The organism is Lacticaseibacillus sp. 53-4, assembly GCF_016861805.1.
Taxonomy (GTDB): domain Bacteria; phylum Bacillota; class Bacilli; order Lactobacillales; family Lactobacillaceae; genus Lacticaseibacillus.
This window is the reverse complement of sequence record NZ_BOLT01000035.1, coordinates 1-8,435: the sequence shown is the minus strand read 5'-3', so window position 1 is coordinate 8,435 and position 8,435 is coordinate 1. Positions and strand designations below refer to the sequence as shown.

At 56.7% G+C, this 8,435-nt stretch carries 9 protein-coding genes; 4 read left to right on the top strand and 5 right to left on the bottom strand.

Translation table 11 applies throughout. The features are described 5' to 3' along the window. Positions 1-228: hypothetical protein (locus tag JUF21_RS10665; RefSeq protein ID WP_203664528.1), on the top strand; the 228-nt coding region annotated here is incomplete at its 5' end. On the opposite strand, the gene JUF21_RS10660 is transcribed toward JUF21_RS10665, so the two are convergent. From JUF21_RS10660 to JUF21_RS10645, 4 genes are all read right to left on the bottom strand, one after another. After that, a complete protein-coding gene (locus tag JUF21_RS10660; protein ID WP_203664526.1) occupies positions 225-1,385 on the bottom strand; it encodes an MBG domain-containing protein in 1,161 nt (386 codons plus the stop codon). The genes JUF21_RS10665 and JUF21_RS10660 overlap by 4 nt on opposite strands. After that, complete coding sequence (locus JUF21_RS10655; RefSeq protein WP_203623494.1) at positions 1,366-2,889, bottom strand: hypothetical protein; 1,524 nt, start codon at positions 2,887-2,889, stop codon at positions 1,366-1,368. The genes JUF21_RS10660 and JUF21_RS10655 overlap by 20 nt, the downstream gene beginning before the upstream one ends. 110 nt (positions 2,890-2,999) lie before the next feature. Next, a complete protein-coding gene (locus tag JUF21_RS10650; RefSeq protein ID WP_203664530.1) occupies positions 3,000-4,448 on the bottom strand; it encodes an ABC transporter substrate-binding protein/permease in 1,449 nt (482 codons plus the stop codon). A gap of 211 nt (positions 4,449-4,659) precedes the next feature. Further along, positions 4,660-5,484, bottom strand: a complete 825-nt coding sequence (locus tag JUF21_RS10645; RefSeq protein ID WP_203623493.1) for a competence protein ComK — start codon at positions 5,482-5,484, stop codon at positions 4,660-4,662. 387 nt (positions 5,485-5,871) lie between these two features. Between JUF21_RS10645 and JUF21_RS10640 the strand changes: the two genes are divergently transcribed. The 3 genes from JUF21_RS10640 to JUF21_RS10630 all read left to right on the top strand — a co-directional run bounded on the left by JUF21_RS10640 (position 5,872) and on the right by JUF21_RS10630 (position 6,992). Then, positions 5,872-6,429 (top strand): sigma-70 family RNA polymerase sigma factor, encoded by a 558-nt coding sequence (locus JUF21_RS10640; RefSeq protein ID WP_203623492.1) that lies wholly within the window; start codon positions 5,872-5,874, stop codon positions 6,427-6,429. Positions 6,430-6,513: 84 nt separating this feature from the next. After that, positions 6,514-6,723: a hypothetical protein gene (locus JUF21_RS10635; RefSeq protein WP_203623491.1), complete on the top strand. Its 210-nt coding sequence runs from the start codon at positions 6,514-6,516 to the stop codon at positions 6,721-6,723. Positions 6,724-6,761: 38 nt separating this feature from the next. Beyond that, entirely contained in the window at positions 6,762-6,992 is a 231-nt protein-coding gene (locus JUF21_RS10630) for a hypothetical protein (RefSeq protein ID WP_125758247.1), read from the top strand. Positions 6,993-7,170: 178 nt separating this feature from the next. On the opposite strand, the gene fba is transcribed toward JUF21_RS10630, so the two are convergent. After that, positions 7,171-8,055 (bottom strand): class II fructose-1,6-bisphosphate aldolase, encoded by an 885-nt coding sequence (fba, locus tag JUF21_RS10625; RefSeq protein WP_203623490.1) that lies wholly within the window; start codon positions 8,053-8,055, stop codon positions 7,171-7,173. Positions 8,056-8,435: the final 380 nt, after the last annotated feature.

The window sequence follows — 8,435 nt, the reverse complement described above, 5'->3', positions numbered from 1 at the left end:
GCGGCGCTCTGCGCTGCTTCACTAGCCGCCTTGCTTTCGGCAATGGAGTTAGCTTCGGAAATTGCGGCGCTCTGGGATGCTTCACTGGCCGCTTTGCTTGCGGCAATGGAGTTGCCCTCAGAAATCGCGGCACTCTCGGCTGCCTCACTAGCTGCCTTGCTTTCGGCGATGGAGTTAGCCTCGGAAATCGCCGCACTCTCTGCCGCTTCACTGGCTGCCTTGCTTTAGGCGATGGAGTTAGCCTCGGAAATCGCGGCGCTCTGCGATGCTTCACTAGCCGCCTTGCTTTGGGCAATGGAGTTAGCCTCGGAAATCGACGCACTCTCTGCCGCTTCACTGGCTGCCTTGCTTTCGGCGATGGAGTTAGCCTCAGAGACCGCAGCACTCTCTGCTGCTTCGCTTGCGGCTCTGCTTGCGGCGATCGAGTTGGCCTCGGAAATCGCGGCGCTCTCCGCTGCTTCACTGGCTGCTTTGCTTTCGGCGATGGAGTTAGCCTCAGAGACCGCAGCACTCTCTGCTGCTTCACTTTCGGCAATGGAGTTGGCCTCAGAGATTGCGGCGCTCTCCGCTGCTTCGCTCGCTGCCTTGCTTTCGGCAATGGAGTTAGCCTCGGAAATCGCAGCGCTCTCGGCTGCCTCACTGGCTGCCTTGCTTGCGGCAATGCTTTGGGCGACTGAGGCCGCACTTGAGTCCGCTGCGCTGGCGCCACTTGACTGACTGGAGTCGGCGCAGCTCGAGGTTTGTTGAGCGGTGACCTGAATCGTTGCCGTCATCATACGGGACGTCATGTTAAAGAGGATTTGGTCACTTTGCCCAGCTGCCAGCGCGTAGCCGGCAGGCGGCTGCGCAATGTAGGTGCCTGCGGACTGCAGGCCAAGCTGCTGCTGGATCGTCGCAATCACCTGGTTGCCGTCAACGTACCCGTAAGTCATGACGGCAGTGCCAGTGCCAGCTGGGTTCACGGCCAGCGCCCCCTGAATGCTTGAGGACACAACGTAATTGTTATCGCCGATCGCGGCCTTGACTGCCGCGGCCAGGTTGCTTTGGCCTTGAGCCGTCAGGTTGGCATAGTAGGTGCCGGCGACCGTATCGTCGTCGATGACGCTAAAATCGCCCGCCGCCAGCGTGATTGTCGCCAGCGTCTGGTGCGTGCCGCTGACCGTTGCCGTGACTTGGCTGCCAACGAAGTGCTGCGAGGCCAGGGTGCCATCTGCAGTGCTGGCCAGGGTACTCCAGCTCGCGCCCAGCACGGTCGTCGCTTGCGTTGCCGCTTGGACCGGGGCTGCTGGCGTGATGGCCGGAGCCGCGAGGGTGACGCCGGTCAGCGCCGCGGCGCCCATCAGGACGGCGCCGATTTGATTTGCGTTATGAGTCAGCTTTGTCATCGCTTGCGTCCTTTCGCTTCAGTGAAAATGGGTCACTCACCGTTTTCGGTATGACTGTCTGCATTTTGGCCTGTTTCACGCGTACGGTTAAGTCCGCCAACTCGCCCCAATCGGCTGGGGACGGGGGGTTCGCCCACGTGACCTGGGGAATGGCCAGAGTCGGGTCAGAAAAGTCCGACAAGTAGACGTCGGTGTGCTTAGAGAGCCGGTGTTCGACGACAATGAACGCGTTGTCGAAGCTGGACAGGGTCCGCGAGATGTAGTCGGTGTAAATCGGGCCTTGCGCAAAATCGACGCACACGTACACTTTGTCGCGCAGCGCCTCGGTCGGCAGGTAGTTGATCAGCGTGAACATGTAGGAAAAGTACAGGTTGACCGCCATCGTCCGGTTGAGCACCGGGTCGGCGCGCTTGGCCAGCTGACTGATAAACGTCAGGATCAGCTCATCGAAGCCGGGGTAGAGATTCGCAAAAAAACTAATCTGCTGGTCGTCGATGAAGGTGGTCGGTGCCAGGTAGAAAGTGACCATCTGCACGTGCAGCCCGAACAAGGCCTGCCGCAGGGGGCTTAAGTCGGTTTCGCCAGGGTCATCCAAAATGTGGCGACTTTGGACCAGCACCAGGAATTCATCCGTCATCCGCCCCGCCTTGGGCAGCCGTGCGGCCGAAATCAAGTCGGTTTCGCTGGCCGGCGGCAGGTAGTGCCAAATGGCCAAAAAGGCGTACAGGTAGTCGAGTTCGGCAGACGTGACCCCGAACTGTTTTGGCAAAATCTTGTGAATTCCGTCGAGGCGCCCGTTGGCCCCAGGCAACTCGAGTGCGCCTGGCAGCACCTTTTCGATGTGCTGGCCGTTCATCATCCGCAGCAGCCAGATCTTGAGGAAAAATCGCAGCTTCGTAGTTTGCGTCGGCAGCAGTGCCACGTCCAGCTGCGCCTCCAGCGTGCGGATCAGCGCCTCGACGGTTTCGTCCAGCTCTTTGAAGGGGCTGGCGATGCCGTTGTAGGCCACGAAATAAAACTGGAAAAGCGCCAGCCGCGTCGCAAATTCGGTGTCGGCAGGCTCGTGGGGCGAGAGAAAATCATCCGCCAGGTCATTTTTCAACTGAGCCGAGGCCTCGTAGAACTTGGCGTTGGAAATGAAGTGTTCCTTCATGTATTTGCTTTTGGGCGTGCGCTCGGAAAAGAAGAACTGGTACTCAAACACCGTGAACTCGTAGCTGCGCTTCAGGTACATCAGCCGGAGCTTTTGCAGGATCACCTTGGTGAGGTGATGGGCGCGCCAGTAGCCTTTTTCCAAGTCGTCGAGGTAGCTCGGGGTGTCAGTGGACACCGCGACCAGGTCGGCGTTGAGCGTGTCAAAGACTTTATTCAACTTGTACTTGGTCAGGCCGAATTGTTCTGACAGCGTGGTTTCGGCGAGGGTTTGGTTCGAGGCGTTACTGATGGCTTGCAGGATGCGGTAACTGGCCCGGTTCTCAGCATTAAACAGTGCTGACGCGTTCATCTGTACACCCCTCTCAAAAATTATGCCCACTATTACGAATATTATACTGCACATTTGATTGACTTAGGAGACGAAAAAAGCCCCGGCCAAGGCCGAGGCTGCGCGGCGTGTTACACCGTGACTTCGTGATGCATTTTCTTCTCCAAAAAGGCGAGGAGTTTCGTGAGGCTGTAGGTCATGATGAAGTACAGCACCATCGCGATGGCGATTGGCAAGACGCCGCGGTAAGTGTCGGCCTGCACGATGCGCATCTGGTAAATCAGATCCGCCACGCCGATGATCGAGACGATCGAGGTTTCCTTGATCAGCGAAATGAACTCGTTGCCCAAAGCCGGCCAGATGTCGGTGAGCGCCTGTGGGAAGACGACGTAGCGCATGGTGTCGCGCTGGCTGAGTCCCAGGCTGCGTGCCGCCTCGGTTTGGCCCTTGGCGATGGCCTGGATGCCGCCGCGGAAGACTTCGGACACGTAGGCCGCCGAGTTTAGCCCGACCGCCAGCGTGCCGGCAACGACCGCCGAGACGTTGTAGAACGTCCCGATGCCGAAGTAGATAAACATGACCTGGACCATCAGCGGCGTGCCGCGGACAAAGGTGACGTACGCGTTGGCCAGCTGCTTCAGCCAGGTGATATGCCCCAAGCGGACGAAGGCGAGACCGGAGCCCAGCAAGACCCCGATGATCACGGCGACCAGCGAGATGCCGACGGTGTACTCAACGCCCTTGGCGAAGTAGGTCCAGTAGTGCCACATGGTGTGGGTTTTAGCGCCGGTGGAAATGTACTTGGACGCCTCAGGCAGGAACTGCTTGTTGATCTGATCCTTCCTATGGATTTTAGCGATGCTTTTGTTGATGGCGGCCTGCAACGCGTACGAGCCCTTCGGCAGCGCGATGGCGTTGCCGGATTCGGCGCCGGACACGGTGAACTTGCCGTCGATGGCCGCGAGTGTCGGGTCGGAGTTGGCGTACGCTACGGCCGAGGCCGAGTCCTTCACGATGCCGTCGATTTTGTCCGCCTTGAGTGCGAGCACCAGGTCGGACGCATTTTGCATGCCGACGACCTTAGCGCCAGGCATCTGCTGCTTGACCAGGTTGTAGGCGATGCTGCCGACCACCGCGCCGACTTTCTTATCATTAAAGGACTTGCGATCCGAGTACAGACCCTTGTCGGTTTTGAGGATAATGATGTCTTGCTTGGATGTGTAGTACGTGTTGGAAAAGTCCACGTGCTGCTTGCGCTCGGCGGTCGGGGAGAAGCCGGACAGGATCATGTCGACCTTGCCGGTTTCCAGCGCCACCAGCAGCGAATCGAAGTCCATGCGCTTGACCACCAGCTTCACGCCGAGGTCCTTCGCGATTTGCTTGCCGATCTCGATGTCCATGCCGACGACCTGCTCCTTGCCGTTCACGTTGGTCGTGAACTCGTAAGGCGGGTAGTTCGGTGAGTTGCCCATCACCAAGGTGCCTTTTTGCTGGATGCGAGCCAGGGAGTCGTCGGTGGCCGCGTGGACGGGCTGCGGCTGGGCGATGGCGGCCAGGAGCCAAACCAAGAGGCCGGTCATTAATAATGTGAGCCAAGTATGTTTGTGCATGTGTGTACCCCTTCCCAAAAGAAGCAATAGCCATATCATACGTTTAATACGATAAATATTCAATATATATCCAGCCTGATTGAACAGCCACTCGGGTTATTGGAAATTGGACCTTCAGAATTTACGATAAACTAAGAGAGGCTTGGCCAACGCGAATTTCCCGTCGGTCGAGCCTCTTTTGCTAGTCGCTTTCCTGATAGTGCCGGAGGTTATCAAGCAGCTCCGCTCGCAGCTGGGGCAAGTCGATGTAGTGACCTTCGTCCCTCAGCCGCGCCTGCAACTGAGGCCATAGTTGGTCGAGTTCGCGCCGCATGGGGTTGGGCACCTCGGCGTCTGGCAGCGGGTCGCCGTTCAGATCCAGGTGGGCGTAATTATTCGCCGGCAGCGGCTCTGAGAACTGCGCGCCGTAGCAAATATCACCAAAATGTTGCCGCAAGGTCGGCTGCATCTCCCGCGTGACCGCCGCAGCAAATTCCTGAAGCTGACTGAGCCGCCGCGCGCTGGGCAGCGTGGGACTGGACAGGGTGACGGTGAAGCCGGTGCCTGCGACAGTTTGAAATTCGACCCGGACGACATGCGGTTCAATGATGGTGAGGGTCTTGAGGTAGTGGCCGGCGATCCAGATTGTCCCGCCGGATTCACTTTGTCCCAGGGGAAAGAAAAACATGCCGAAGTAGGCGATGACGCGCGGCGGGCGGCCGTGCATGCCCATTTTCGTCTTGATGTGCTGACGGGCTGCGTTCAATTCCTCGTGAAACGGCGACAGCAGCAGGCCCATCTTGCGGGTGAGCGCGCGCGTTTCCTGGCTCACTGCATAGGGGCCAGTCTCGGCGTCGATGGCAATGGTGCGTGTGTTTTCGTTCGTGAACGGCATGATCAAGACTAGGGTGTGGATGAACAACAGATCATCGCGAATAGGCAGTGCCCCCGCCGCTGCCTCTAAGTCTTGGGGATGGAAACTGGCAGCGGTGAGGCGGCTGCCATCGGTTTTTTCAATGATCAACATTAGCTTGTCCTCCCAAAAATATGATTCTGATAGTGTTTAGAACAAACGTTCTCCCTTGTGTGCTCATCATATGCACGTGGCTTACTTTTTGTCAACGAATCTGACTTCGGCACGCGGGGTTAGTTTAATCAGCGCATCTTAGTTTCATCGCTGTACCAAAAGGCCGTGGTTACTATTGAAATCACAGCCTTTTTGCGGCGGGATAGGGCGTGCTGAGGCAGGCTAGACAAGTGGGGCCGCGGGGTCGGCCGCAAGACGAGAGTGCTGACCTGACCGTCTTTTCCCCGCCGACGATCCCGCCTGTACCGCCATCAGCAAAGTCAATATACTCGCTTCATCATTGGCGCCAATGAAATCTAAGCACTTAGGTGCAAGGAGTTGCTAATGATGCGAAACGCTGAAACAGGGTTTGAGCTGTACTTGGCCAACGCGGGGGTCGTGCACGCCGCCGTGCGCCGGTTGCAGGTCTGGCCCGGTCAGGCCGATTACGATGATTTGGTGGAGGAGGGGATGCTGATCTACGTTGCTTACTACCAGCGCTACCGCGACCCGGTGCGCACGCAAGCGGAGCGGATCAAATTTAACAAGCTTGCCGGCTTGTTTGTCTATTATGGGCTGCTGAAAATTGTGACACGCGAACAGCGGCGCCCGGCTGTGCATGAACGCAGCGCGCGCCGGGAACCAGCAGCCGATACTGACCCACAGGATGGGCTGGTAAAGTGGTTGGACGAAGACGCGGAGGTCGCGCTGGTGGCCCGACTGCGCAGCCAGCTGACACCGCGCGAGCAGGCAGTCTTTGAAGCTATGGTCGACCAGGCGTTCACGAGAGCAGAAACCCGCGCCTACCTGGGCCTGAGCCAGTCCAACTTGACCAATGTGCTGCGGCGCATCCACGCCAAGTACCAGACGCTCAAGGCGGCTGAGGCCGCGGCAAGTCCGCTGTGAACTTTTGGCCGGTGCCGGCTTTCTATTCATGTAAGGCCGCAAGAAGCGGGCTTACCACTTTTTTTGAGAAAGGAGGCAGGCACAATGGCAAAGGAAATCGTACGGCAGCGGATCTCGCTGACTTATGTGCAGCCTGACAATCCGAACTACGTGCTGCGGCGCGCGTTCGCGAACATTCGCGCCAATGCGAGCGATGAGAACCTGATGGCCTTTGCCCAGCTGATCGGCAAGGTCAATCCGGCCGATCAGTTAGGGTCACTGCAGGTGATTACCACCAGCGAAGTCGTCGAGTAAGGCGACAGCTGACAGTCTGAGAGAAAGGAGGTAAGCACATGTATCAATTACTACTGAGCTACAATGACGCCGATGCTCACCGGCACACGTTCACCCTGAGTAACTTGGCCACCGCGCCGGACAGCGCGTTTGCCGAGGAGCTGGCAGCTGCACTGCAGAAACTGCAGATTTTTGGCCTCAACGACACCAACTACTACGAGAAGTTTATCGAAGCCAGCGTGCGCTACACGCAGACTGACTCGCTGTTTACGACACTACCTGAACTGTAACTGAATAGCTTTTCCCCCAGCGAATGAATCCGTGAAATCTAACAACCGTGGCACTGACGAATCACGGTCGTTCGATGCACCGGGCGACCCGAGCAATCGGGCCGCCTTTTTTTGCGTTGTGCGACAAAAAAAGCACCCTGCCGCGAGGGCAGAGTGCTTAATACGCAAAAGCGCTGAATTACTTGATTTCTTCTGGGACCATCTTGACTGGGCGGGTACCCATCCAGCCGGAGATTTCCTTGAAGGTGTCGGTGATTGCCTTGGTGCCTGGGGCCAGGAGCTTGCGAGGGTCATAGCCCTTGCCTTCCTGATCCTTGTTGGCAAGGATGTATTCGCGAGTTGCCTTAGCAAAGGCCAGCTGGCATTCGGTGTTGATGTTGAGCTTAGCGATCCCCATGGAGATGGCCTTTTCAACCTGGTCCTGAGGGATGCCTGAACCACCGTGAAGAACCAGTGGCAGGTCAACGGCGTCAGCGATTTCTTGCAGACGGTCGAAGTGCAGGCCCTTCCAGTTTGAAGGGTACTTGCCGTGAATGTTGCCGATGCCGGCAGCCATGAAGTCGATGCCAGTTGCGGCAAGGGTCTTGGCTTCTTCAACGGAAGCAAGTTCGCCTTCGCCGATCACGCCGTCTTCTTCACCGCCGATTGAACCAACTTCGGCTTCAACGGAAATGCCCTTGGCGTGAGCCAACTTAACGATTTCCTTGGTCTTCGCAAGGTTCTCGTCGAATGGCAGGTCGTGGCCGTCGAACATAACGGAGTTGTAGCCGGCAGCAATAGCTTCCTTAGCAGCTTCGAAGTCACCGTGATCCAGGTGAATAACAACCGGAACGGTGATGTTCATGGACTCAGCTTCAAGCTCGATCAAAGCCTTGCAAAGCTTGTAGCCGCCCATGTACTTAGCAGCCCCCATGGATGTTTGGATCAGGATCGGAACATTGAGATCCTGGGCGCCTTGAAGCAAAGCGCGAGTCCATTCGAGGTTGTTAGTGTTGAACGCACCAATAGCATAGTGACCCTTACGAGCAGCTTGGAACAATTCTGTGCCGCGTACAAATGGCATAAGTGTAATTCCTCCTATTTTTGAAAAACAAGATTTTTAACGCCTTAAGTGTAACATAGATTTTCACGGATGACGATTGCCATTTACTGGCCCTTTCAACCGAATGTAGTTAGTCAGGCGTACAGCACCTTGCTTGTTTTCATTGACGTGCGGCTTGGCTCGATTTGTCACAAATAAGCGCACTCATCAGCGGGTTGACCGCTTGCCACCCTACTGACATGCGCGTGACTAATCAGAAACATTGTTTGTAGGAAATAAAAATATCAGAGAAAGTGAAGAAACTAGTGCTCTGAATTCTTTACTTAGTCAGTACTGAACTAGGCTGCTGACTTTGACCGTTCAGTGATGACTTTATAGTTAATTTGATATGTTTTGCCGGC

What these genes read in the sequence shown, in the direction of transcription:
- JUF21_RS10660 (WP_203664526.1), bottom strand. Translation starts at nt 1,385, where the DNA reads ATGACAAAGCTGACTCATAACGCAAATCAAATCGGCGCCGTCCTGATG.
- JUF21_RS10655 (WP_203623494.1), bottom strand. Translation starts at nt 2,889, where the DNA reads ATGAACGCGTCAGCACTGTTTAATGCTGAGAACCGGGCCAGTTACCGC.
- JUF21_RS10650 (WP_203664530.1), bottom strand. Translation starts at nt 4,448, where the DNA reads ATGACCGGCCTCTTGGTTTGGCTCCTGGCCGCCATCGCCCAGCCGCAG.
- JUF21_RS10645 (WP_203623493.1), bottom strand. Translation starts at nt 5,484, where the DNA reads ATGTTGATCATTGAAAAAACCGATGGCAGCCGCCTCACCGCTGCCAGT.
- JUF21_RS10640 (WP_203623492.1), top strand. Translation starts at nt 5,872, where the DNA reads ATGCGAAACGCTGAAACAGGGTTTGAGCTGTACTTGGCCAACGCGGGG.
- JUF21_RS10635 (WP_203623491.1), top strand. Translation starts at nt 6,514, where the DNA reads ATGGCAAAGGAAATCGTACGGCAGCGGATCTCGCTGACTTATGTGCAG.
- JUF21_RS10630 (WP_125758247.1), top strand. Translation starts at nt 6,762, where the DNA reads ATGTATCAATTACTACTGAGCTACAATGACGCCGATGCTCACCGGCAC.
- fba (WP_203623490.1), bottom strand. Translation starts at nt 8,055, where the DNA reads ATGCCATTTGTACGCGGCACAGAATTGTTCCAAGCTGCTCGTAAGGGT.